Origin of the sequence: Flavobacterium supellecticarium, assembly GCF_004801375.1 — a bacterium.
GTDB lineage: Bacteria > Bacteroidota > Bacteroidia > Flavobacteriales > Flavobacteriaceae > Flavobacterium > Flavobacterium supellecticarium.
In genome coordinates this window covers 120,732-146,229 of sequence record NZ_SSNZ01000009.1, presented here as the reverse complement: position 1 = coordinate 146,229, position 25,498 = coordinate 120,732, and the positions used below count along the sequence as shown (strand labels likewise).

Annotated in this window: 17 protein-coding genes; 5 read left to right on the top strand and 12 right to left on the bottom strand. The window is 40.0% G+C overall.

Features of this window, described 5'->3' with window-relative positions:
* Position 1 precedes the first annotated feature (1 nt).
* The 5 genes from E6C50_RS15495 to E6C50_RS18030 form a co-directional block, all read right to left on the bottom strand.
* Positions 2-724 carry a hypothetical protein gene (locus tag E6C50_RS15495; RefSeq protein ID WP_136404144.1) on the bottom strand — a complete coding sequence of 241 codons (723 nt, stop codon included), beginning with the start codon at positions 722-724 and terminating at the stop codon, positions 2-4.
* Between the two features lie 9 nt (positions 725-733).
* Positions 734-4,132: a VWA domain-containing protein gene (locus E6C50_RS15490; protein ID WP_168732837.1), complete on the bottom strand. Its 3,399-nt coding sequence runs from the start codon at positions 4,130-4,132 to the stop codon at positions 734-736.
* Positions 4,133-4,197: 65 nt separating this feature from the next.
* Entirely contained in the window at positions 4,198-9,789 is a 5,592-nt protein-coding gene (locus E6C50_RS15485) for a hypothetical protein (protein WP_136404142.1), read from the bottom strand.
* The gene (locus tag E6C50_RS15480; RefSeq protein ID WP_136404141.1) at positions 9,786-10,391 is read right to left on the bottom strand and encodes a hypothetical protein; all 606 of its coding nucleotides are present in this window, start codon (positions 10,389-10,391) and stop codon (positions 9,786-9,788) included. Before E6C50_RS15480 ends, E6C50_RS15485 begins: the two co-directional genes overlap by 4 nt.
* A complete protein-coding gene (locus E6C50_RS18030) occupies positions 10,378-10,500 on the bottom strand; it encodes a hypothetical protein (RefSeq protein ID WP_262712829.1) in 123 nt (40 codons plus the stop codon). The genes E6C50_RS15480 and E6C50_RS18030 overlap by 14 nt, the downstream gene beginning before the upstream one ends.
* A 457-nt stretch (positions 10,501-10,957) precedes the next feature.
* Here E6C50_RS18030 and bioB point away from each other — a divergent pair, with 457 nt between their 5' ends.
* From bioB to E6C50_RS15465, 3 genes are all read left to right on the top strand, one after another.
* Entirely contained in the window at positions 10,958-12,064 is a 1,107-nt protein-coding gene (bioB, locus tag E6C50_RS15475; RefSeq protein WP_136404140.1) for a biotin synthase BioB, read from the top strand.
* Positions 12,065-12,174: 110 nt separating this feature from the next.
* Positions 12,175-13,047 (top strand): cupin-like domain-containing protein, encoded by an 873-nt coding sequence (locus E6C50_RS15470; RefSeq protein WP_211089557.1) that lies wholly within the window; start codon positions 12,175-12,177, stop codon positions 13,045-13,047.
* A gap of 19 nt (positions 13,048-13,066) precedes the next feature.
* Complete coding sequence (locus E6C50_RS15465; RefSeq protein ID WP_136404138.1) at positions 13,067-13,546, top strand: regulatory protein RecX; 480 nt, start codon at positions 13,067-13,069, stop codon at positions 13,544-13,546.
* A 1-nt stretch (position 13,547) separates the two neighbouring features.
* Here E6C50_RS15465 and E6C50_RS15460 read toward each other — a convergent pair whose 3' ends face one another.
* Both E6C50_RS15460 and bioA read right to left on the bottom strand, forming a co-directional pair.
* Positions 13,548-14,702 (bottom strand): beta-ketoacyl synthase N-terminal-like domain-containing protein, encoded by a 1,155-nt coding sequence (locus E6C50_RS15460; protein ID WP_136404137.1) that lies wholly within the window; start codon positions 14,700-14,702, stop codon positions 13,548-13,550.
* Between the two features lie 23 nt (positions 14,703-14,725).
* Entirely contained in the window at positions 14,726-16,006 is a 1,281-nt protein-coding gene (gene bioA / locus E6C50_RS15455; protein WP_230979022.1) for an adenosylmethionine--8-amino-7-oxononanoate transaminase, read from the bottom strand.
* A 141-nt stretch (positions 16,007-16,147) separates the two neighbouring features.
* Here bioA and E6C50_RS15450 point away from each other — a divergent pair, with 141 nt between their 5' ends.
* Positions 16,148-16,969, top strand: a complete 822-nt coding sequence (locus E6C50_RS15450; RefSeq protein WP_136404136.1) for a hypothetical protein — start codon at positions 16,148-16,150, stop codon at positions 16,967-16,969.
* Between the two features lie 75 nt (positions 16,970-17,044).
* On the opposite strand, the gene bioD is transcribed toward E6C50_RS15450, so the two are convergent.
* From bioD to E6C50_RS15435, 3 genes are all read right to left on the bottom strand, one after another.
* Positions 17,045-17,662: a dethiobiotin synthase gene (gene bioD / locus E6C50_RS15445; protein WP_136404135.1), complete on the bottom strand. Its 618-nt coding sequence runs from the start codon at positions 17,660-17,662 to the stop codon at positions 17,045-17,047.
* 206 nt (positions 17,663-17,868) lie between these two features.
* Positions 17,869-18,738 (bottom strand): Abi family protein, encoded by an 870-nt coding sequence (locus tag E6C50_RS15440; protein WP_136404134.1) that lies wholly within the window; start codon positions 18,736-18,738, stop codon positions 17,869-17,871.
* 116 nt (positions 18,739-18,854) lie between these two features.
* Entirely contained in the window at positions 18,855-19,997 is a 1,143-nt protein-coding gene (locus tag E6C50_RS15435) for an aminotransferase class I/II-fold pyridoxal phosphate-dependent enzyme (RefSeq protein ID WP_136404133.1), read from the bottom strand.
* A 151-nt stretch (positions 19,998-20,148) separates the two neighbouring features.
* On the opposite strand from E6C50_RS15435, the gene E6C50_RS15430 reads away from it, so the two are divergent.
* On the top strand, positions 20,149-23,457 hold the full coding sequence (locus tag E6C50_RS15430) for a zinc-dependent metalloprotease (RefSeq protein ID WP_136404132.1): 3,309 nt from the start codon (positions 20,149-20,151) through the stop codon (positions 23,455-23,457).
* A 158-nt stretch (positions 23,458-23,615) separates the two neighbouring features.
* Here the strand turns inward: E6C50_RS15430 and E6C50_RS15425 are convergent, their stop codons facing one another.
* Complete coding sequence (locus E6C50_RS15425) at positions 23,616-23,897, bottom strand: F0F1 ATP synthase subunit epsilon (RefSeq protein WP_136404131.1); 282 nt, start codon at positions 23,895-23,897, stop codon at positions 23,616-23,618.
* A 48-nt stretch (positions 23,898-23,945) separates the two neighbouring features.
* Positions 23,946-25,457: a F0F1 ATP synthase subunit beta gene (gene atpD / locus E6C50_RS15420; RefSeq protein ID WP_136404130.1), complete on the bottom strand. Its 1,512-nt coding sequence runs from the start codon at positions 25,455-25,457 to the stop codon at positions 23,946-23,948.
* Positions 25,458-25,498 lie beyond the last annotated feature (41 nt).

Genomic DNA, 25,498 nt, shown 5'->3' with positions numbered 1-25,498 from the left:
TTTATTTTATGTTATTAGAAATAATTCGTTGATCAATTATTTCGTACTTTTTAAACCGTTGAGCTAAAACAATACTATTCTGACCAGAGAAGGAAAGGTAGTTTTGCGTATTGAAAACCGAAGGTGGAATTGCTTTTCTGCTATAATCGCTATAAACCACTTCCAATCTCGGATAATTAACATCTGTTCCTTTATAATCCTTGGAAAAATTAATTCCCGTGTTATAGTAAAAGATCTGTTTTTGTATAAAATAGGTTTTCGATACATTTAAAACGATCTTGGAATAGGTCAATCCGGAATAGGTTTTCGGTTCCAGAACAATTTCCCAATAGGTCTTAAAATCTTTAAACGAAATCAGTTTACACAATTCGAAGACTTTATTAAAATCGGCTTCACCGAAATAATTGTCGACTGGATTCGAAACCACAATAGCATTTTCGGAGTGGCTAACTTTTATATTGGTTTTCTTCGTATTAATAATCTCCGTATCATTGATTTTAATGTAAACCTCGTTCGCCGCATTTTTATAAAAGACTCCTTTATAGTTTTCTTCTACCTTCGTCGACTTATGATCTTTAAACAGTTTATAATCGGTTTTATACTGCAGTGGTTGTGCGATACTGTATCCGGTTGTAATTTTCTTAAAAACCTCTCCTACGGTTTGTGCCTGAACGAGACACCCCATAAAAAGGATGGAAACGGATGTGATGATTTTATTTACCATGACTATCCTTTAGTTTTTAATTACACTTCCGGAACGGGTTTCCTGAATCGTTTTCACACCTCTTTCCGTTTCTTTTTTAATACGTACCAATCCGCCTTCATTATCATACTCATAAAAAGTAGCGTAGTTGTTATCGTCTAATTCCGACATCAGTTTAAAGGTTTCCGGATCGTATACAAATGATTTCATACTACCTTTTAAAGGATGCACGCGTATATCATCAAAATAAACCGGAATACTCGGGCTGTTATTCGTTAGTTCCACTCCAATTGAAATGGTATTATTGATAGCACTTGTTGTCGAATACGGAATCATAAACTTGGTAAAGATGCGTTGCCATCCGTCGATAATTTCACCGGAAGGTATTGCTGTGATTCTTGATATTTCGTGTTGTGGCAATGCCTGTTTATTGTGATAAAAAATCAGTGTAATCGCAGGATTCTCAAATGTTTTAAACTGCTCGTTCGTTTCTTCTTTTGCCCAGGCACTTAAGATATATTCTTTCCCTGGTTCCGGTTGGAACGAATAACAATCTTCACAAAAATCTTTTGTAATGGAGATTCCACAAGAAATCTGACTGTCGACCAATTTCTCCGAAAGGTAACGATCGTCTGAACCCAGGATATTAAAGTTATCATGACCATAATAATCGGCCGGTTTAAAATAATCGATACTCGCTACCGGGAATTGATCTGCAGGATAACCCAATAAGAATTTTAATGATTTTCTAAGACGTGATTCCGCTTGTGTTTGAATTACATCGGTATGTTCAACCGGAGCAATTCGGGCGAAATCGTTAGTTCCCAAAGCAGGTGCTACCAAAGCCGGATTTAGATTAGGATCCTGGTTTTGCGCCATTCGCTGACTTACTACCGTTTCCGAATCCACATAGAAACCGTTTTCGATTCCCAGTACATATAAATGCGGTGCATTTGGGTTTAATGAAGTTGTTGGATTCGCCGGATTTCTATAATTATCAAATAATTTCATCGTGTTAACCAAATTCGTAACATTGGACGTCTGACAACCATCGGTGATCATAATAACTCCTTTAGGTTTCATCGAGGTGCTTAATGCTTTGTCTAAAGCACTTTTCCAGTAATCGGAACCATGACTGATTCCCGTTTGACCGTATCGGGCACCAAAACTGTTAATCCAGTTATTAAATTGATTTAAAGTCGAACCGTTTGTAATTTTAACCTGCATGATGGCATCGGCTCTGTTGTAGGTATCACTGTCGGACATACCGATCAGGGAAATATAGATATTGGTTCCTAAATTATCATTCGTATCGGCTTGTTGCTGAACAAATGCTTTTAGTTGTTTTTTGATTTTTCGGATTTCGGTATCATCAAGCGATCCGGATTCGTCCACTACAATTGCCACGTGCGACACACAGTATAATTCATCTGGACACAAATTGATATGTTTTACCTTTCCAACCGTGTTATTTACCGAACCGTTACTGAAAGTTGTCTTAAATGTCGCCTGCATATCCGGAGCCACAAAATTATTGAACTCCACATTCGTAATACTTAAATTACTTAGAAGCGGAACCACTACGTCATATTGTGAACCGTGTGGATTAAAGGAGAATGAAATCGAACTACCGGAATTAACAAAGTTGTAAATTTTAGGACTCGCATCCGTAACATATGGTGCCAAAGCAGTTAATTCTGTACAAGTATATCCATTAGGCACACTCGCATTAGAAAGCGTTCTTAATTTATTAATCAAATTAACAAACAGATTTTTGATCACGGGAGCATTTGGATTTGTTGTCGTACAATACACTGGAGTTGCCGGACAAAAATCGATATGTTTCACCGTATGATTCGGCTCCATCGCATTTGAATTTAAGAGTACCGGAATAGTCGAGACTAAATTGGGTGATGAATATCCGGACAAATCGATACCGATTACAGTGGTACCTGGCGTATATCGTAGCGATACATCATAATCGGATCCATGATTTGCAAATGAAAAACGGAAATACTCGCCGTGATTTGCAAAATGTGCGTTGTAAATTTTAGGATTAGGATCCGAAATATAGGGTACCAAGGCACTCAATTGCGGCGGGAAATACCCATCCGGGATCATACCGTCGGTCACCATTTTTGCAACCAGATGGTTTATTAAATTAAGATATAAATATTTTACAATTACGGTATTGGGATTATTGGAAGCACAGAAGCTAGCACAATTTTGAACCGTAAAATTTTGTTCCTCCGAAAAGGTACAGCCACTGTCATAATTCATAACATCCATATACAATGTATAAGAACCGGCTTCCAGCGCATTGATATACACATTGTTGGCTCCACTAAACGTACCGGTATATACAGTAGCACCCGTTGCTGAATTTACAACCGTAAAATTATAATCGGCACTAGCCATAGCAGGATAAAAGGTAGCCATAACAAATTGTCCGGCACATATTGTTGGTAGTCCGGAAGGTCCAGACAGTACCATTCGGTTTTTATCGCCACACACAGGCAATCTATCCGGGCAGAAATTGACGTGCATGATATCAAATCGCTTTAAATGGATTTTATACCCCGGATAAATATCCGAATACTCCCCTTGCAAATCCATATAATGATCGTAATCAGTATAGCTACTTAAATCAATATCAAAGTTAACGTTGGCGATATCCGAAAAAATACCGGAAAGCCAAACATCGTGTTCCCCGTGATCCCCGGTAAAAGAGAAACGCATTTCCCTCAGAGTATTATTCGAAGGATCAATATCGGTAACAAAGTGCGTAATCTTAGGATTCGGGTCGGTGATAAACGGTTTTAATGCATTAAACTCCGGCGGGTTACTTCCTTCAATCTGATAATCCGGCACACCACTATTCTTGGCATTAACCAGATATTTTATAAACTTCAGGAATATATTTTTTACTATCGGTGAATTGGGATTATCTCTGGTACAGGATTCCCAACGTTTTCTCTCGGTTGTTACAGCCGTTGCATTATCTGCAACCACTACTTTTTCCACCTTTGCATCAGCAACACGCTTAACCGCTGTTTCTTTTGCCACCTTTGGAGCTTCGTCCATATATTTAGGCAGCTCTCCCAATGGTTCCAATAGATCCTCGGCTAGTTCGCCGGTTACGTTATTCCCATTGATTAAAAAACGAGTCAACGCCTGAAATGCGTCCGGATCTGCTTTTAATTCTCCAACAAGATTATTATCGCTTAAAACAATATCGGTAACATGGCCGTCTTTAACGGTAATACCATACCATCCTGTTTTCTTTGCAGCATCCCAGGAAGTCACAACCGATTTAGGATTATTAACATCCCAGCCTTTATTGTTTTTCCATTGCTTACCATTAGTACTGTTATAGATATCAATCAGTGCCTGTTTTTCTTCCGGAGAAACCTGAGCCAAAACAGTCATGCCAGACAATAGTAAAAACACTATTAAAACTAAATTTTTCAATTTTATACGAATCATCTCTACTATTATTTTTTAATGTCTTTAGCTAATACTTTTACTACTGGTTTCACTTTCGTTACTGTATTACTTGGCACCTCAATACAGGAAACGACTTGTTTTTTAAGCAGGGCACTTTTTCCAGCCTCCACTTTTAAACTCTTTCTACCGGTATGCGATTGTTTCGACGAAACGGTTATCTCATTTGGTTTTAGAAGTCCCTGGAAATTAAAGTGCGCTGAAGTCAGACAGGTAGAGAAATCATAATCTTCAAAACCGTCAAACGCCATTTCTTTATATTTTGAATTGGATGCCACTGCCATTGGGAAACGGTTATTATAGCCAAAGAAGGCCGATGAATAACGGTTTAACGCATCTTTGTTTTCCACTTCCTGACCATATGGGCTGAACTGTGTTATTTCTGATGCAAAAGTCCATTTACCAAAGTTGGAATACTGCGCATTCTTCTCCCATCTCCCGGTAAAAGCATTATAAACATAGAACGACTCAAAATTGTTAAAGAAACCTGTTTTTCGTAGTGTAGGGTTCAGATCATTCGTGTTATCCGTAAAATTTCTTCCTGTTAAATACGCATACGATTTGTTGGCTCTCCAGTTTCCTAAGACATTATATACATACGGATTATACGAGTTTGCGGCAATATCATCCGGGTCACTGGTATTATTGTCTTTTTCATATTCAAAAACTAGGTTTCCATTATCGTAGGTCATCTTTGGCAAATCACATTCACATTGCGCTGCCCAGATATTATTGTATTCAACTGCCGATGCATTTACGATTCTATAATCGTTAAATGTTGACGAGAAAAACGGATTGTTTCCGATGTTCGACTTCATCGATACCATCTGATTGTTCCAGTTATAATTATAAAGCGGATTTTTAACAGAGGTTACAGCTGCCATTGAGGCTTCCAGCATATTTCGATATCCGGATCGGATTATCTTAATACTACCATTAATGATATTATCTCTGGTGATACGCAAACCATTACGATCAATCATCATAAATTCATTCCCGAGTTCTTTATTTTTAACTACCCAGGCGAAAAATTTCTGGTCTTGTTCCGATCGATTGATTCCATCAACCCACACTTCATCACCATCCATTAAATATTTGGCTGCATTATAACCACCATCCATTTTATATTTATCGGTGTTATTGATATTGGAAATCGCACATTCCAATCCGATATTTTTCGCTACCTGTCCCATTCCTTTATACGACCAGTATGCCGGGAAATTAAAACTGTAGTAATTATCATTATATTCATTTGTTGTTTCGGTTAACAATACTTGTCCGGTATCGGCATCCCACGCATTATTTTTGGTAGATACTTTAGAGCCGACATCATACGCAATTTTTTCCGACAGGATACCACTACTATGAATCACTTTTGTCGTTACAGCAGTTCGGATCTGATTTTCGTGTTTCGAATAACTCGGTAGCGGAACCGGTATAATCACGAAAACCATAAACAAAGGAATACCAGCAGTATTAAAGTGAATACCGGCCGTTTGAGTTACCGATTTACTTTCTCTAAAGTCGTTGATCACATCGTAATCCACCCCTACCAGTTTTGAACTGATATTTCCGGCACCGTCAATGGTTGTCACCACATTGTTTAGTTTTCCCTGACTTTTAGGTGCATTTGGATTTTCCCGGTATTTATAATCCACTCCGGAAATAAATGCCACTTGTCCTTCGGCATAAATACGTTCGCTCTTCGTTTTACCATCCATATCATTGGTATGGATCGAGTATCCCTGTGACAGTGTTAAATGATCTCTAACATTGATTTTTAACAAACTTGCCAGGATATCCGATTTATCATATTTTGATGACATAGGCGTATAGTTAACCACAGTTGGGAAATCGTAAGTCGTATAGAATTCAGTTACCACATGTCCTGTAGCGTGTCGTTTTACCACACCCGGATCCCGTGGGCCTAATATTTTCCCTCTTTCAAGGTTTTTAACCACTACCCGACTATAGGTAATTTTCGGTGATGGGAAAAACGATTCTCCGAAAGGTTTTTCGATATAGTTTTCCGTTTCGGGCCCTAACAATAAACTTTTGCTGGTTTTATCATAAAACGGTTCTACAAACGGATTTTCTTTAGAACCAATCGGCTCATAGCTAGCTACTCCCGATGTTTTTCCCTGTTCCGTTTTATAGCTATACACCTGTCCGTAATGTTGTTTGTATAGTTCATCACTTGGGTTATCGGTCATTATCTGCCATTCGTCATGCATTTTTACTTCTTTTACACGACTACCGCCACCGATTTTTTCACGGTTCGGTTGCATTAAACGAATCCATGATTTTCCGGAGATAAATTTGCTTGCGATTCCTTTTTCTTTTAGTTTTCCATTTGGACTTTTGAAAATATCCAACAACGTTGGAATCCAACCGATAAGTTCCATCACAACACCTTCAAGATTGTTGGTATCCTCTTCATTGTTCATACTATAAACCACACGGTTTAGGTTTTGTCTTCCGAAATACCAACCCGCTTTTGATATCGGGTTCACTTCCGGATTACCACCGTCTCCCTGGTTTACCATTTCAATTTTAATAGACGCATAACTGTCACCGTTACCGTCCTGAATAAAGTTATACGTTTGATTTTTGACTACGTTTAGATAACCCGTCACATAATCATATTTGGCATTATCATTTGGTGCCATATTCACTAAAAACCTAAAATAAATCGGGTCATTTTGTATTGGCTTGATATAACGCTCATGGAAGTCTTGAAAATTAGAGTCATCTAATTTGATGTACAAATAACGCGAAGGGTTAAATGATTCATATAGTTTTGTATTGTTTAACTGACTTAGGGATGTTAATGGCGCCTGACCGGCTCCCACCACTTTAAACATTTCCATCACATCGCGATCCTGAACATGGCCATAATCGTCGGCTTCATAATTCAACTCTATTCTACCGCCCGATGGCAAACTAACATTGTTTAATAACCAGGCAGAAGCATATTGATCTGCAGCAGCTCTGTCTTTCTGATCCACATATCCGAATTCGGCATTCGATAAAGCATCGCTTGTTCCGCAACCTACATTCGCCGCAACCGGCTTGTAATTCCCCCATATATCATAGGCCTTCACATCGTAAGAAGGATTATACCCATAATTAAAGGTATACGGTGTGTATTTACCCATATTGGATTTTTTATAGGTGAAATACACTTTTTTAAGGGTTAGTTTTCCTTTTTGACCATCGTAAGCACCACCCGACATATTTGCGTTTTCGTGGTTTTCGACACCCTGACACAAACTATAGTCATATTCAAAATGGGCTACTTTAATAGGTGTTGCTCCTGTTGGATTGGCAAGGTATTCCGGTTTCGAATACAATGAAATTTTATCCAGTTTATACGATTTGGAATCCATTCCGATTCCTCCGTTTTCACCTTTTACACCATAGGCGTCTTTACGTGCCGAAATTTCAAAAATAGCAACATGTGTTTTTGTTTCAATTTTTTTGATATAAAGCATTTCTTTTTCACCATACTGATAGTTCCCTTTATTATCCTTTTTACTGGAACGCAATCCTTCGTCATAGTTGGCAACATTCTCTTTAAACGGAATACGCCATTTATATGGTTGTGTATTATTATAGGTAAACTTGGTATAAGTTCCTAAATCGTCATCAGTAGGGCCATCGTTTTTTAAATCCTGATAATCGGATGATAAAACAGACGTCAATAAATAGGTATGTGCATAAGCCGGCGTCGTAATACGGTTAAAATACTGATCACCGTCTTTACTGTTATTGGCCGAGTTATCACTTCCCGGGTTATAATTTACCAATCCTTTGGAACAGTTTACACCCGGATTACTTCCCACGTCAAACGTAGCTTCTCTCTTTATGGAGTTATACGCTGCACGTCCAAAGATATAGCGGTCGCCACCTTCTTTTATGATTCGCACCTCAGAGGTATGATGATCGTGTTTTCCGGCTAATGAGTACGGGCTGAATTGCGTTTGAAAGCCAAACTTTTGCGCTTCGGCACGGGTTAATTTTTGGATAACCTGATTTCTACCCAGACGCCCATCTCTTTTCACATAGCTGGCGTTCTGTATATAACTCCCGTTTCGGGAATAATTCAGAATAGTATTTCTCGAGAACTTAGTTCCTCCAATTTCCAATTTAATCGGATCATAAGCTCCCAATTGCGTATTGAATAAGTTCAATTCTTTATCAACATGGTATCCTCCGATATTTTTGAAAAACACTTTTTCATAATCCACTTTATTACCGCTAACCTTCTCTCTAAATCGTGCCAAAGCCGGATTACTACTCGCCCACAACCCTGAAGCACTATTACCTTTAGTAATCGTGGCATCAAAACCAAAGTGAACACCTCCACCAGCTCCAAATTCAAGACCAAAACTACCTCCATTGGTATCATCCTGTACATAATTATCGTACACAAATCCTACTTGTGATTTATAAGGACGGAACATTCCGGACACCCCTTGTCCCTGAATACTATACAAATCGTATGTATTGTTCGTAATAGGTAATGATGTTGTATTTTTATTAAAGGTTCTGTCTTTTTCTCTGTTAAAATCTAAAATATCGGTACTTCCGGCACTATAGCTGTTTTCAAAACCATAGCCTCTTTCTGTTTTATATTTTTCGGAGCTTTTAATTCCCTGACTGGTTCGGTATCCGGAAAATTTCATTCCCGGTTCCACTCCCCAAAACTCCGCTTCCACATTCATCCCAAACATAAAGTTGGACGACACCATTCCAACGCGTTTTGTTGGTGTAAAAGACACATCTCCAAACGACAAAGAGCCTGACAATACATCACGCTTATCTCTTATATTTTTAAGATTGGTATTATTTTTTGTTGACTTATACGACATCATTGCTGACTCCAGTCCTTTTCGGCTGTTTAAACTTACCCCGACACTTCCGGTTAACGTATAATCCTTTTTATCTTTATCCGTTTTCTTTTTATCGAACGACACACTTGGTGATACTGAAACACCTTCGGATGCCGAAGATTCCATATTCATCCCTACAGAAAGGTTATCACTGATCTGATAACTCAAACCACCGTTAACCGAAAATCCGAATCCATCGTAGTTGTTGTACTTCACCCCAAGTCCGATACTTGGAATGGCCATTTCGCCAATACCAAATCCGGCTAAGAAAAGGTTTGCATTCGACCCGATGGTCACATTGTCTTTCATGCTATTTTCATAGATCATCTCATCGCCTTTGAAATCATCTGGCAAACCGCGCATTTGTCGGTTAATCTGCCCAACGTTCAAATCCCAGCCTAAACCAACCCATGAGGCCTCCTGATCCATGGTAACTCCGGAATTGTATGCCAGGTTTAACGGATAACCACCCACATCCATAATCGGGATATTGTAGTTAAAATCACCGCTGGCGAGATCGACCATATCCGATGTTCCGATAGGAGTAAACGACTCAAACTCCGGTTGCGAAGGTCCAGAGGTCAAAGCATATACTGCCATTGGCTGAACCATTTCTAAAAACAACATCATTGCTAAATAAATAGCAACGACTTTTGTAACCTTACTCGTTCTGATTTTTTGGATCATAATAATATTTCTGTAAATGTGTCTTTAAACTTAAACTTCAATGTTCCTTTGCGGAATAACTGGTCTTTATAAATCAGTTGGATTTTTTCATTGGGATCAATTCCGGAAAAGAACAATACTATTTTCTGGAAAGGTGCGATTTTATAATTGCGTTCATAAGAAACGCCATTGCACGGTATCGTATCATTTTTGGAGGTAACCACATAAAAATCGTTATTGATAGCAAACGACATATATTTAACCGCATCGGCATAAGGTAATCCGGTAAATTGATCGGACAAAAGATCTTTTTCCTGATCCTGTTGGAACGTAAATTCAACTACCCGCTCCTGTTTGTTGGCTTCATATAGGGAATCCACTTTAAACAGATCGGTCGTTCCCTGATCTTTTAAAATGTAATATTGAATGGGCACTTCGGTAGCCGTAAAATTGATGTCGTCTACTTTTTGGGAATATTCGCGCGACTTCCAGCCGATTTTCTCTAACTGAAAATAACGGGAACGGATTTCTGAGTCATCCCTACCCGTCGCTGTCTTTTCTTTTTTACAGGAGCATAATGAAAAAACAAAAAATATAAAAAGTAGTTTTCTATACACTCGCATATTTTTTGTTTAGATCAATCGGTGTTTTATTCTCAGCTCTTACCACTTCATATTTTAACGAAACAATTTGTGCTTTTAGAATAGCTTTTTTTGGTAAAATTCGGCGCATGCAATTAAAATGTTGTTTTTTTCTTTTTTAATCTTAATCTGACAGCATCATCGTGGATGAAACTGGTATTTTTAAATAAAATTCTACTTCTTATCTATTAAACCCGATAAAAATGCACCTTTACATCTTCTCTACTAAGACATTAATTACCAAAAATTGACCCAATAACCACGTAGTATTACGTAAGATCAATTGTTAAATTTCACACAAATGTAAAATTTTATTTCAAAGAAAAAAGCGAATGCTGTAAAAATTATAGGACTATTTTACGTTTTCTCGTAAAAAAAATTACAAAAATTATCTTAAAACCCTTGTCAATCCTACAAAAGTCAATGTTCTCAAAAAAAACCATAAAAAATAAAAAAATTCACTAATCGCATCAAAAACCGAAGTCAAACAAAATTTTTCTACTTAATTTCAAATTCCCTATTTTTGAAACATCAAAAAATGCTTAAGGATGAGTGCAACAAGACACAATTGGACAAAAGAAGAAATCATTGCCATATACAATAAACCGTTAATGGACCTGCTTTATGAAGCAGCCACAATACACCGAACCAATCACGACCAGAATACCGTACAAGTATCCACGTTATTGTCGATTAAAACCGGAGGATGTCCGGAAGATTGTGGATACTGCCCGCAGGCAGCGCGCTACCACACCAATATTGAAGGTAACGACCTGATGTCGGTACAACAGGTAAAAGCGCAAGCGTTACGGGCAAAGTCAAGCGGTTCCTCCCGTGTTTGTATGGGAGCGGCGTGGCGAAACGTTAAAGACGGACCAGAATTTGATCAGGTATTGGAAATGGTACGTACTATCAACAAACTGGATATGGAAGTTTGTTGTACGTTGGGAATGCTTACGGAAAATCAGGCGCAACGTTTGGCCGAAGCAGGACTTTATGCCTACAATCACAACCTTGACACTTCGGAAGAATACTACAAAGAGGTGATTTCTACAAGAGGATACGAAGACCGTTTACAAACGATCGAAAACGTACGAAAAACCAATGTAACCGTTTGTAGCGGTGGTATTATCGGAATGGGAGAAAGTATCGAAGACAGAGCCGGAATGCTGGTAGCCTTATCGACTTTAAACCCACAACCGGAATCGGTGCCAATTAACGCACTGGTAGCCGTAGAAGGAACACCAATGGAAGAAGAAAAACCGGTTGAAATCTGGGAAATGATTCGTATGGTTGCGACAACCCGTATTGTAATGCCGGAAACTCAAGTGCGCTTGTCTGCCGGAAGAACTCAAATGTCCAGAGAAGGTCAGGCGATGTGTTTCTTTGCCGGAGCGAATTCGATTTTCGCCGGAGACAAGTTATTAACGACACCAAACCCGGATGTAAACGAAGACATGAAAATGTTTCAGGAACTTGGTTTAACACCACAAAAACCATTTATCAAATTAATGCAACCGGAAACAGTAGAAGCGGAAGACTCTAAATTCCAGGCCTTAGGCGAAAAACCAAAATGGACCCGACCAGGACACACAATCGACCGAAATCTGGAAGCTTCCAATAAAAACAAAAACCAGGAAATTGTTAAAAACTAAGTTGATTTTAGTTTAAAATAATTTCACAAAAAGATAAAGCTTTAGTAACTTAGCTTCTGTTTGTTAAAAACAAAACAGAAGCTTTTTTTTAAGTAATCTCACATTGTATTATGCCTTTACATTTAACTGAAATTGAACGCGTAAAAACCATATCAAAAGAAGATTTTTACAAAAACTACGTAAAAAAGCAGAAACCACTAGTCATCGAACAACTGACAACCGACTGGCCCGCCTACGAAAAATGGAAGCTAAATTATATTAAAGATATTGCCGGCGACAAAACAGTACCACTGTACGACGACAGACCCGTATCCCATAAAGACGGATTCAACGAAGCACATGCCACGATGAAAATGGCCGATTATATCGATCTGCTACAATCCAAACCTACCAACTACCGTATTTTCCTATACAACCTGATGAAGGAAGTGCCATCCCTGCAAAAGGACTTTAAATGGCCGGATATTGGATTACGTTTGGTTAAACAACTTCCAATGCTGTTTTTTGGAGGTGAAAATTCGAGAGTATTCATGCACTTTGATATTGATTATTCCAATATTTTACATTTCCATTTCCACGGAAAAAAACAGTGTATTCTTTTCGAACCAAACCAGACGCCTTATTTATACAAAATCCCACATGCTTTGATTTCGAGAGAAGATATCGATTTCGACAATCCGGATTTTGAAAAATGGCCGGCTTTAAAACAGGCAAAAGGACTTATCTGCAACCTGAATCACGGTGAAATGCTTTATATGCCGGAAGGATACTGGCACTATATGAAATACCTCACTCCCGGATTTTCGATGAGTTTACGGGCATTTCCAAGAAGCATCTCCAATCTGACAAAAGCAGCGTATAACGTATTCATCATGCGTCATTTCGACAACTTTATGCGAAGACAAAAAGGGCAACAATGGATTGATCATAAAAATGAACAAGCCATCATTCAGACACACAAAAAATTAGGCATCAATAAATAATTCCAAAGTATCGTAATTGATGCAACAAAAACACCAATACTTTTCAATTGATGACGCGACAAAAAAACTGGAATATTATTGCAGTTATCAGGAGCGTTGTCATGCGGAAGTAGTTCAGAAACTACAGCAAATGCATATGATTCCGCAAGCAATCGACAGCATAGTAGTGCATCTGATCGAAAACAACTTTCTAAATGAAGAACGTTTTGCCCGCAGTTTTGCCCGGGGAAAACACCGCATCAAAAAATGGGGAAAACTCCGGATTGTTAACGAACTTAAATTCCGGGGCATCTCCAAATACAATATCGACAGCGCGCTAAAAGAGTTCACTACTGAAGAATATCTCGAAACATTTCACACACTGGCCGACACTACCTGGAATTCCATTAAAGAATCCAATCTGCTTAAAAAGAAAAAAAAGTTTTGTGATTTCCTGATTCGGAAAGGTTATGAATCCAATTTGATTTTCGAAAAATGCAATGATTTAAGTGCCGAATAATTTATTTCGACAACAACACACTCACAGCATTACCGCCAAACCCAACAGCATTGATCAATACTTTTCGAATAGTTGCCGGTTTCGAAACCGGATTATCCCGAAATGGGATTCCTATAAATTGCTGATGTTGCAACATCAATACCGCCAACTCCACGCTTAATATTCCGGAGGAACCAAAAGTATGTCCGATTTTCCATTTATTAGTGGTTAGCATTGGTATATGATTACCGAATACTTTTTCGACGGCATTACGCTCCGATACATCGCCTTTTATCGTTCCCGGCGCATGGAGCACAATCGCATCAACTTCTGTCGGATCGATCCCATTTAAAGCCATTCGCATGGACTTCTGAAAACATTCCGCATCGGCAGATATCGAAACATTGTGCTGCAGCATTTCCGTAGCATAACCAATTCCCTCAATCCAGGCAAGCGCATTTACATTTTCGCCGGTTTCCAAACAAGCCATAGCTGCACCTTCACCAAGCACCATCGAATTGCTTTTTTTATCGGGATCAAATGCTTTACAAGGATAAGAATCTTCAAAGGTTGAATAGATTTTCATCGCTTTTAGCTGTGCCAGCGTAAAAGGCGTTAACGGCGCTTCACTTCCTCCAACAAGGAATTTATCAGCCATGCCCGATTGGAGCCAGGCAACACCATTCAAAAGCGCATGCAAAGCCGTCGAACAGGTAATCGAATGCGAAATATCCGGACCGTCGTTATTCAGGTCATTTGCCACCCACGAAGCGATATTCCCCAACGTAGTCGTAGGCGAAGCCAAAGTAGTCGTGGCTCCGGTTTCCAGAAATTCGCGGTGGTATTTTTCAAACAACTGCGTCGCCCCTCGGGACGAACCGATATTAATCCCAAAACGACCATCGTTCCAACCCGCCTGCGCTATCGCTTTACGGGAAGCCGCGATGGCATACAAAACGGAATCGTCGAGATTTTTATATTTCACATCCGAAAACCGCAGCGTTTCGATACTTTGCTTGACTTCGGCAGCAAGCGCCGCCACCGGAAATACGGTATCCCCTACCGGCAAAAACCGGATATAACTCTCCGGATTCCCGTAGGCTTCCCAAACCGAAATCGGATTATCTCCCAAAGCAGAAACGGATCCCAGTGCCGTGATCGCAATTTTGTTTTTCAACGTAAAAGAATTTGGTTGCAAAATTAAAACATATCCAGCGCTTCCCCGACGATCTGGTAGACTTTTTCAAGTTCGGCTTCCGAAATAATATACGGCGGCAGGATATATACAATATTCCCAACCGGTCGCAAAATGATTCCCTTATCGATAAAGAAACGATAAAGCGTATTTCTAAAATCGCCGTAATAACTATCCGACGAATCCCTTTTAAATTCCAGCGCGAAGATCACTCCCAAAACACGAGTGGTTTTTACCCGCGGATGGTTTTCTACCCGTTTCTGAAAAGCCAGATGTTGTTCGTGAATTCTCGCAATTCCTCCCTGAATGTTTGCATCGGAAAGCAACTCCAGACTGGCCAATGCGGCCGCGCATCCAGTCGGATTCGCCGTAAAAGTATGCCCGTGGAACAAGGCCTTATTCACATCATCATCGTAAAAACCATCGAACAACTCCTGCGTAAACGTAGTCAACGCCATCGGAATCGCACCACCGGTTAGCGCTTTCGAAAGACACATCATATCGGGTTGTTGCGTCAGATAATCACAAGCGAAATTTTTCCCGGTTTTTCCAAATCCCGTCATCACTTCATCGGCAATCGTAAACACGCCATATTTTTTACAACTTTCAATCAGTTTATCGAGTTGTTCCGGTGCATACATCACCATACCTGCCGCGCCCTGAACCAATGGCTCAAAAATAAACCCGGCATATTCGTTCGTTTCCAACAAGGCTTGCAAGGCTTCCAGACTCGCCGCTTCCTCACCCGGTGTGGGTACCGGAATTCGCGTTACCTGAATCATCGATCCCTGGAAAGCCTCGGTAAAAAAAGAGATTCCACTGGCCGCCATCGCTGCAAACGTATCGCCGTGAAAAGCATTTTCGAAAGCAATGATTTTGGTTCGCTTCTCCCCTTTATTAAAATAATACTGTAACGCCACCTTTAAAGCTACTTCGACAGCAGTAGATCCATTATCGGAAAAGAAAATTTTTTGCTGATTATCCGGCAAAATCGGAATTAATTTTTCCGCCAAAGCAACTGCCGGTTCATGCGTAAACCCACCAAAAAGCACATGTTCCAAAGTAGTCAACTGTTTGTAAATCGCATCGGCAATAACAGGATTCGAATGGCCATACGGATTAACCCACCAGGATGCAATGGCATCGATATATTCCTTTCCGTTTTCATCCCATAATAAAGCCCCTTTTCCTTTCGTTATAGCAATATGCGGATACGCTGTTTTATGTTGCGTATACGGATGCCATAAATGATTGGCATCGACTTTTTGCAGTCTGTTATGTTCCACTTTATATTTCTTTTTGATACATCAATTTCGTAACACAAAGATAAAACCCCTTTCGGATAACTTTTTGGAAACAAAAAAGTTTAACATTAAACCTTTTATCATTTTATTTGTCTAAAAAAAAGAACCTTATCAGAAAAAATTATGAAAACAACTATTAAATTACTAATGTTCACTGCTTTAATGGCTATCTCCTGCAATAGTGACAGCGATAGTTCCAACAGCGGCAGCACTCAAGACACCACCGTTGCAGCGGATGCCAAAGCGCAAGCTTTTGAAGAAGATGTAGAAGGAATTAAAGAGGAAGTATTAGCCGGCGACGGTTATTATGCTTCTAAAAATGCCGACACACAATTACCGCCTTCGAGTTGTCGTGTGATCACTCAGGAAACCCTAACCAACGGAGACAAAAAATTTAAAGTCGATTTTGGAACGGGTTGCGTTGACGCCAACGGGAACAACCGTAGCGGAATTATTTACATCGTAGCCCATAGAAACACAACAAACAACGAAATTACTGCCGCCATTACATTCGACAACTATTACATCAACAGCCATAAAATTGAAGGTACTATTAACGTAAGCCGAGTAGTTGTAAACAGCGTTCCGACCTTTACCCGCGAAACGAACATTACTATTATCCAACCATCCGGTGGTGGAACGATCCATCGCGAAGGAAGCTTTAACATCGAAAAAATCGGTGGTGTATCCACGCCATTGGATTTTACAGATGATGTTTTCAGTATCAGAGGTAACGCGTTAACGACCTTACCAAACGGAACCGTTTTACACATGGAAATCACCGAACCGTTAATCCGAAATATCGGCTGTCCGGTGATCGTAAAAGGTAAAAAAACAATCACTAAAAATTCGCAAACCTTTGTACTGGACTACGGTAACGGAACTTGTGATGATATGGCCACACTAACCCTACCTGGCGGAACCGTAGTAACCATATACCTATAAAAAAAGGTCACCCGAAAAGGCAACCTTTTAATCAAAACCTGTCGCATTTATAAAACCGACAGGTTTTGTTTTTTTTTATAATTCCAATAATGTTTCTGCAAACAAGTCGGCATATTCTTTAATCACGTTTTTATCGAAATACGGTTCTTCATCGATTCGCCCTAAAAAACGAACTCCGGTACGATTCAAAATGATGGATTCCGAATCCGGGTTTTCTTTTCCGCTAAAAACAATTCCGGCAACCGCCACCCCTCTTGCTTTTAAAACCTCGATCGTCAATAGCGTATGATTGATACTTCCCAGATAATGACGTGACACGACAATCACCTTATAATCCGGCTGAATCAAATCGATAATCGAATCTGAATCGTTTAACGGCACCAATACACCACCGGCACCTTCGATAACCAGATGATTTTTCGTTTTCGGTTCTTTAATTTTTTTCAGGTCGATCACCACGCCGTCGATTTTTGCCGCCACATGTGGACTGGCCGGTGTATTTAAAGCATACGCATTATCGAAAATCCGGGTTTTGGTATTCGATAACTTCTCTTTTATTTTATGACTATCAGAATAATCCAGATCACCCGCCTGAACCGGTTTCCAGTAATCGGCTTCCAAAGCCTCGGTTATAATCGTTGCGGCTACGGTTTTTCCGACATCGGTCCCGATACCTGTTACAAATAGTTTCATATTTTTATTAATCGTTCAGATACTTCTAAATATCTAATGGCTTTATTTGACATCTAAAATAAAAAAACCTCAGAGCAAGTCTGAGGTTATAATTTCTTTTTTTATAGTGCAGCGTTAAAGCATTTCTGAATAACGGGACACTTTTGTTATGCAAAGATACAACATTCTTTTTTTGAAAGAAACAAATTCCTTTCAAAAAACAATCTTTACAGGGAATAATTTATTTTATTTAAAATGATTTCCTTTATCGCCTCATCTTTTTCGGAATATTCTTTAAAAAGTTCATTCAAACTTGTTCTTAATTCACCAGCCCTATTAGACGACACTTGTCCTAGTATAAAAGCAATCACTTTTATGCACGAATCCAGGCAATGCCGATCATTATTATTAAAACTATAAAACGGAAGTTTTGGTATCCCATATGTGTTTCTTAAATCAAAAACAACTCCGCTATGTGCGCAATAGTTTCTCACAAAAACTACAACTTCCATAATTTGTGTAAATTTTTTAATATCATTGACATTAAAAATTTTGGAAATCCGCTCTTTTGTTTTAAAATCCAGTAACGATTTATAAATCTTTAAATTTGTTCCGAATGTAAAGTATTCTAATGTTTTCCATGCCGGAGCATATTTGTCATTTATATATCTTTTATGATGTTTGGCAATAACATTATTCTTTTTAAACTCATCATTATAATACAAATCAAAGTTCTTAATAAAAGTAGTATCAATCACTTTTGGATCTACGAACCAAGTAGGGCTGGTTTTGTTGATATTCGACACATAATAAATTATTTTTGTCCGAAAACTTAATTCAATTCTATTAATATATTTTATCAACAAATGTCTTAAATCAACATCCATATAGTACAACTCTAAAATAGTCGAAAATCGTGTTCCTTCTTTAAAATTATGCTGATCATCAATTTCAAAAGGATTCCAATAAAAACCCAGCCTATAGTAACCAATATCCAACAAAATTTCTTTTATCTTTTCAGTAGGCAAATCTAAAACCATCCCTCTTTCTTCAAGCTTTGCAATTTGCTCATCTGTAGTCGTAGCTATATTCCCCATTTAATTCAAGATTTTCTTAAAGACAGTAATATTCTACAACTATTAACCGCCTCAACAATTACATTTACAAAGAGTTAAACCTAACACCAGCAAAACACGACTTAAAATCAATCACTCTATAACAAGCGATTTAAAAGATGCAACACTTTCGATATTTCTTCGGATGTATTATAACTATGCAAACAAAAACGCAATCGTTCCTGTCCTTCCGGTACCGTTGGTGCCATAATGGGCCGTACATCAAATCCGGATTGTTCCAATTGGCGGGCAATATTCTTTACTTTTTCATTTCCCGGAATTACGGCCGATTGTATAGCCGATTTACTTCGGATAAACAATGGCTTTAATCCCAGCAAGTTCTTCTCCCGGTTAAAATGAACGATATTTTCTTTCAACCGAACCCGCTCTGCAGCTTCTGTTTCCAAAGCCAAATATCCTGCGTGGATCGTTGCAATCGCATGTGGCGGCAAACCTGTCGTATAAATAAAACTCCGCGCAAAATTGACCAGATACTCCTTGAGCCTTACACTGCCTAATACCGCAGCTCCGTGACAACCCAATCCTTTTCCATAGGTCATAATCCGGGCAAAAACAGCTTCACGGAGTCCTAACGCATCAATCAATCCTTCTCCTTTTTCGCCAAATACCCCTAAAGCATGTGCCTCATCGACCACAAAAAAACAACCATAACGCTCGGAAAGTGTCGCCATTTGCTCCAGATCGGGCGAATCGCCATCCATCGAAAAAACCGTTTCCGTCACGATATAAACGGATCCCTGATCGTTTTGAAATCGCTTGATTTGCCGTTCCAGATCCTCTAAGTCGTTATGCAGGAATTTATACGACCGCGCATTCGACAGTCGGATACCGTCGCGGATGGAAGCGTGGCTCAATTCATCAAACAGTACCACATCGTTCCGTTGCGGCACACTACTAAAAAAACCCAGATTGGCATCGTAACCCGAATTAAAAATCAAAGCACTTTCCGATTGGTGATAAGCTGCAATTTTGGTTTCAGCTTCTGTATAAAAGGCATGATTTCCTGATAGCAATCGCGAACCGGTTGCACCATTATGCGAATTATGCTGCTGCGACAACATAGCCGCTGCTTTTTGAAAAAGCAATTCGGATCGGGCAAAACCCAAATAGTCGTTCGACGAAAAATCGACGCCATTTTTCTGTTCGGGTAATTGCCGTAAAGCATTGGCTTCTGTCCGGGATTGTAATTTAGTCGATAGTGATACTGGAAAGCGTTTCATACTGGCAAAAGTAAGTATCTTTTTCCGTACTCAATCTATCACAACCACATGAAACCCAACACAAAAAGAACTAATGACTTAAAATTAAAAACAAAAAACACAATAAATTTTATTATTTTTAGCAACTATTTAACACTTAACCCAAACAAAAATGAAAAAACAATTACAACTGGCGTTTTTGCTACTTTTTTCATTCTCCACAGGTTTTGCCCAAACGCAAAGACTTTGGAAACCGATTGACGAAAGCAGCATCACGACGCAGAAAAAAGTAACCCGAAGTTCCTTTCCCAGGAATTACAACCTATTCACACTTGATCTGAGCGCTTTAAAAAACAGCTTATCCAACGCTCCGATACGCGGTCAGTTTGAGGGCAAATCCAATCTGATCATCGAACTTCCCAATGCACAAGGGCAACTGGAACACTTCCGGGTCATGGAAACCCCGATAATGGAACCGGCTTTAGCAGCCAAATATCCAATGATCAAATCGTATGCCGCACAAGGCGTGGAAGATCCGACAGCTGTAGCCCGTTTTTCGGTTACCCAACTGGGCTTACACAGTATGACGTTATCGAGTGAGGAAAGCACGGTTTTTATTGATCCGTATACCGAAGACCGTCAAAACTATATCGTTTATAACAAAGCTTCGTTGCACCGGGCTTTTTCGGACTTTTCCTGTCTGACAGATGATGGCATCAAATTACCGTCATTAGCAGAAGGTCGCATTGGAAGCTCAGAAACCGCTTTGAATACCGACGACAAAAAGTTACGAACCTATCGACTGGCACAATCGTGTACTGCCGAATATGGTAATATTTTTGCCGGAACCGGAACCGATACTCAGAAACGAGCCAACATTCAGGCGCAAATGGCTGTTACCATAACCCGTGTGAACGGTGTTTACGAAAGAGACCTTTCGATTACGATGGTATTTGTTGCGAATAACGACCTGTTGATTTATTTTGGAAGTACCACAGCCGACCCATGGAGTGGCGAATACAACGTTCGTACTGGTATCACCATTGATGCCGCAATTGGTTTTGCAAACTACGACATCGGACATAACTTTAACACTTCAGGAGGTGGAAATGCTGGCTGCATCGGATGTGTCTGTAGTACTAACAGTAATCCGAATGGCGGTTTCCACAAAGGTACGGGGATGACCGGAAGATCTAATCCTACCGGTGATGCTTTCGACATCGATTATGTAGCACACGAAATGGGACATCAGTTTGGCGGTTACCATACGCAAAGTAGCTCGAACTGTCGTTCCGGAAGTGGCTTAACCGAAGTAGAACCGGGTTCGGGATCGTCTATCATGGCTTATGCCGGAATCTGTCCAACCAATGTACAGAACAATAGTGACGATTATTTTACGTATGTTAACATCCGAGATATTCTGGCCAATGTAAAAACCGGAATAAGCTCCAGTTGCGCCCAGATTACCCCTATCACCAATAATCCACCAACAGCCGATGCCGGTAAGGATTATGTAATTCCGAAATCGACTGCTTTTATTTTAACTGGAAGCGGAACCGATCCGGATGGTGATGCCCTAACCTACACGTGGGAACAGAACGATCCGCAAAATCCAAACTCGGCCGCAGCACCAACAGCCACACGTGTAAACGGTCCGATGTTCCGTACCATTCGCGGCACCACATCACCAACCCGTTATATGCCTGCGCTGGCAACAGTTTTAGCGGGTAACACAGCCAACACCTGGGAAGTATGCCCATCGGTTGCCCGAACCTTAAACTTTTCGTTAACCACAAGAGACAATAAAGCCGGAGGCGGACAAACGGCTTCCGATCTGATGAAAGTAACTGTTAGCGGAACAGCCGGCCCATTCCTGGTATCGGTTCCGAATACCAATGTAACCTGGCAAGCCGGCACCAATCAGAATGTAACCTGGGATGTAGCCGGAACAACCGCCAATGGCGTTAACACCCCATATGTAGACATCTACCTGTCGACTAATGGTGGTACTTCATTTGACACTTTACTAGCCAGCAAAGTTCCGAATGACGGTTCGGAAGTGGTAACCATTCCGAATACACCGGGAGCTCAAAACCGAATTATGGTACGCGGTTACGACAACATCTTTTACGATGTTTCCAATGCTAATTTCACCATTTCTGCACCGGCGGCAACTTTTGCTTCGGCCTTTAACGGCGTAGCCGGCGAACAGAATAAATCAATCTGCACCGGATCAAGCATCGCTTACACCATTGATTATAAAGTACACAACGGTTTTTCCGGAACCACGACTTTTAGCGCTACCGGAAATCCGGCCGGAACGACTGTTACTTTTTCTCCAACAAGTATCAGCACAAACGGTACGGTTACCATGACCGTGAGCAACACCAATGCCGCTACACCTGGTTTATACACCTTAAACGTTACAGCAACTTCCGGTTCGACGACCAAAAACGCGAATTACTACCTGGATTTACTAAACTCCAACTTCGGAACCATGTCGTTAACCACACCGGCTGATCTTGCCGTAGGTCAAAACACAAGCGTAACCTTAAGCTGGACAGCAAACAGCAATGCCAACGCTTATGATGTACAGGTAGCCACCGATAACGCTTTTACGAATATTATCAGCTCCGGTTCATCAGCGACAAACAGTTATACGGTTTCCGGATTATCACAGGCGACCAACTACTTCTGGCGCGTACAACCTAAGAATGCCGCTTGTATTGGAACCTACAGCAATCCTTTTAAATTTACAACCGGACAGATTAGTTGTGCTTCCAGTGCTTCTGCCAACGTTCCTATCACGATCTCCGCATCCGGAACACCAACGATCAACTCAACGTTAAATATTCCATCAGGAGGCGTTATTTCAAGCGTAGCCATCACTATGAATGTCACCCATACATGGATTAACGATATTACCGCCATTTTAATCAGTCCAACCGGAACACAGGTACAATTATTCGCACAACCATGTACCAGTGACGACATCCAAAATATCGTTGCTACGTTCTCCGACAGTGGTAATCCTGTAGTTTGCGGTACGAATCCGGGTATTTCCGGAACGGTTCTACCAACTCAGTCTTTATCGGCTTTTAATGGTCAGAATTCAACTGGAAACTGGACGTTACGAATTTCGGATGCCTACAATCAGGATGGTGGTGTTTTAAATAGCTGGAGTTTGAATATCTGTACCGTTAGCGCCGCTTTGGAACTAACCGAAACCAAACTTAACAATTTTATGATCTATCCGAACCCGAACAACGGTTCGTTCCATGTTCAGTTCACACCGGACGCTTCGAATACAACCGAAATCACGGTTTTCGATATTAGCGGACGTCGTATTTACAATCGCAATTTCCAAACGACAACTATTTTTAACGAATCAATTCAGTTAGAAAATACGCAATCGGGTATTTATCTCGTAACCGTTAAAAATGGTGATCGTCAGGAAACACAGAAAATTGTAATCCGATAATACAATTACACCTGTCAGGTTTTGGAGACCTGACAGGTGTAATATAATGACTAATACCAAACAGGCAGACTTATTATCGGTCAACTTTTTTCAGGACGAGACAAAAACAGAAAAGCCCCCGCTAATGCGAGGGCTTTTCTTTATGGGCTATCATTGTATTAGTCAGCTAAAACAATAATTTTATTGTCATTCATTTCTACTGTTCCGGAATTAATCGGCAACCAGTAGGTTTGCTCGTTAACTTTGTTGAATTTGGATGCAAATTCTTTTGCGATCTTCACTCCCGGGCCAACGATTTTCACATTTCCTTGACCTAATAAAGAAACGATTGGCGCGTGGTTATTCAACATCTGAAACTCACCATTAACACCCGGAACGGCTACCGAAGTAACTTCTCCTTTGAATAAAGTGGCTTCCGGTGAAACTATTTCTACAATCATATTTTCTATTAATTGATATTACGCAATTGAGCTTTTCAATTGAACGAATTATGCTTCTGCCAACATTTTTTGTCCGGCTTCGATAGCATCTTCGATAGTACCTTTCAAGTTGAATGCAGCTTCCGGCAGGTGATCTAATTCACCATCAATAATCATGTTGAAACCTTTGATTGTATCTTTAATATCTACCAATACACCTGGGATACCTGTAAACTGTTCTGCCACGTGGAAAGGTTGTGACAAGAAACGTTGTACACGACGTGCTCTTGATACGGCTAATTTATCTTCTTCAGACAACTCTTCCATACCTAAGATCGCGATGATATCCTGTAATTGTTTGTATTTTTGTAAGATCTCTTTTACTCTTTGAGCACAGTTATAGTGATCATCACCTAAGATTTGTGGTGTAAGGATACGAGAAGTAGAATCCAATGGATCTACTGCAGGATAGATACCTAACTCCGCAATTTTACGAGACAATACAGTAGTTGCATCTAAGTGGGCAAAGGTTGTAGCCGGTGCCGGGTCCGTTAAGTCATCCGCAGGTACGTAAACCGCCTGTACTGATGTAATGGAACCATTTTTAGTAGATGTAATACGCTCCTGCATCGCCCCCATTTCAGTAGCCAATGTTGGTTGGTAACCTACCGCAGATGGCATACGCCCTAAAAGTGCAGACACCTCAGAACCAGCCTGTGTAAAACGGAAGATATTATCTACGAAGAATAATACGTCTTTCCCCTGACCTTCACCAGCACCATCACGGAAATATTCAGCGATAGAAAGACCTGATAAAGCAACACGTGCACGTGCTCCTGGTGGCTCATTCATCTGTCCGAATACGAAAGTCGCTTTCGACTCTCTCATACCCGGTTTGTCCACTTTGGATAAATCCCATCCTCCATTTTCCATAGAGTGCATGAAATCGTCACCATATTTAATAATTCCTGACTCTAACATCTCGCGAAGTAAGTCATTTCCTTCACGTGTTCTTTCACCTACTCCTGCGAATACAGAAAGACCACCGTGACCTTTTGCAATATTGTTAATCAACTCCTGAATCAATACGGTTTTACCAACACCGGCACCACCAAATAAACCAATTTTTCCTCCTTTTGCATAAGGCTCGATCAAATCGATTACTTTGATTCCAGTAAATAAAACTTCTGATGACGTTGATAAATCTTCAAATTTTGGAGCCTGACGGTGGATCGGTAATCCGTTTTCACCTTCTTTTGGTAAATCTCCAAGACCGTCAATAGCATCTCCGATTACATTAAATAAACGACCATAAATATCTTTTCCAATTGGCATTTGAATCGGAGCTCCAGAAGCAACAACTTCTTGACCTCTGCTTAATCCATCGGTAGAATCCATGGAGATAGTACGAACAGTATCTTCACCGATGTGAGACTGTACTTCAAGTACTAATTTTGAACCATCATTTTTAGTGATTTCTAATGAATCATAAATCTTTGGAAGTTCGGCATTTTGTGTGTTGAATACTACGTCAACCACAGGTCCGATAATCTGTGCAACTTTTCCTATTCCTTTAGACATTGCTTATGTATTTATTAAACAGCTATTTACGTTTCTTGAAA